Source organism: Bradyrhizobium sp. CCBAU 11386 (assembly GCF_028128955.1).
GTDB lineage: Bacteria > Pseudomonadota > Alphaproteobacteria > Rhizobiales > Xanthobacteraceae > Bradyrhizobium.
In genome coordinates, this window is the sequence record NZ_LBKA01000008.1 from 111,738 (window position 1) to 113,293 (window position 1,556).

At 68.0% G+C, this 1,556-nt stretch carries 1 protein-coding gene; it reads left to right on the top strand.

From position 1 onward, the window contains the following. Positions 1-1,556, top strand: a 1,556-nt coding sequence (locus XI09_RS03040) for a condensation domain-containing protein (protein ID WP_271565602.1), incomplete at both ends; no start/stop codon positions are given.

Sequence of the window (1,556 nt, forward strand, 5' to 3'; positions counted from 1 at the left end):
AGGTGGCGGTCCCGGCCAATCGGATCACCGAACAGAGTACGGCGATCACGCCAGAGATGTTGCCGCTCATTGAGCTGGCGCAGGGCGAGATCGACCGGATCATCGCCACAGTGCCCGGCGGGGTCGGCAACATCCAGGACATTTATGGCTTGTCGCCGCTGCAGGACGGCATCCTGTTCCATCATCTGTTGGCGACAAAGGGCGATCCGTACCTGCTGGTATCGCAGATGGCGTTTGCCGACCGTGGCGTGTTGGACCGCTATCTTGCTGCGGTCCAGCGGGTGGTGGACCGGCACGATATTCTGCGCACCTCGTTCGTCTGGGAGGGGCTGTCGCGCCCGGCCCAGGTGGTGTGGCGGAACGCGCTGCTGGAGGTGAGCGAGGTCGAGCTGAACGGGTCTGCTGGTCCTGGCGCCGCGCAGCTTAAGGATCGGTTTGATCCGCGCCAGCACCGCATCGATCTTGGCCGAGCGCCGTTGTTGCGGTTTGTGATCGCGCGCGAGCCCGGCAGCGCGCGCTGGCTGCTGTTGGAGCTGCAGCATCATCTGATCGGGGACCACACCACACTGGAGGTGATGCGTGCCGAGGTCCGGGCTGAGCTGGAGGGCCGGGCGCATGAGCTGAGCGCGCCACAGCCGTTCCGCAATCTGGTGGCGCAGGCGCGCCTGGGCGTTGATGCAAAGGCGCATGAAGCGTTCTTCCGGGGGTGGCTGGCAGACATCGACGAGCCGAGCACGCCGTTCGGCTTGCGCGAGGTGCGCGGCGACGGCAGCGGGGTTCGAGAGGCGCAGCGGATGCTGCCGCAGCAGCTGAACGCGCGGCTGCGCAGCCAGGCGCGACGGCTGGGGGTGAGCCTGGCGAGCCTGTGCCATCTGGCCTGGGGTCAGGTGGTGGCGCGCAGCAGCGGGCGCGAGCAGGTGGTGTTCGGCACGGTGCTGTTCGGCCGCATGCATGGGGGTGCGGGTGGCGACCGCGCGATGGGGCTGTTCATCAACACCCTGCCGCTGCGGCTTGATCTCGATGGCACCGCGGCCGAGGCGAGCGTCCTGACCACGCATGCCCGGCTGGTCGAGCTTTTGGCGCACGAGCATGCCTCGCTGGCGCTGGCGCAGCGCTGCAGCGGCGTTGCGGCGCCGGCGCCGCTGTTCAGTTCGCTGTTGAACTACCGCCACAACACCGCGGCGGTCGCCACCGCAACCGATGACAGTCTGGTGGGCGTGGAATGGCTGGGCGGGGAGGAGCGCACCAATTATCCGCTGACCTTGTCGGTGGAGGATTTTGGCGAGGCGCTCGGTCTGACGGCGCAGGTGGCGGAGCCTATCTCTGCGGATCGGATCTGCGGCTACATGCAGCGGGCGCTCGAGCAGCTGTCGGAGGCGTTGGAGCGGGCGCCGGACATGCCAGTGCGGGAGCTGGACATTCTGCCGGCTGAGGAGCGCGCCTATCTGCTGGAGGAGCTGAACCGGACGGCGGCGGCCTATCCGTCGGACGTGTGCATCCACGAGCTGTTCGAGGCACAGGTTCGCCGTGCGCCGGACGCGGTGGCGGTGGTCCAT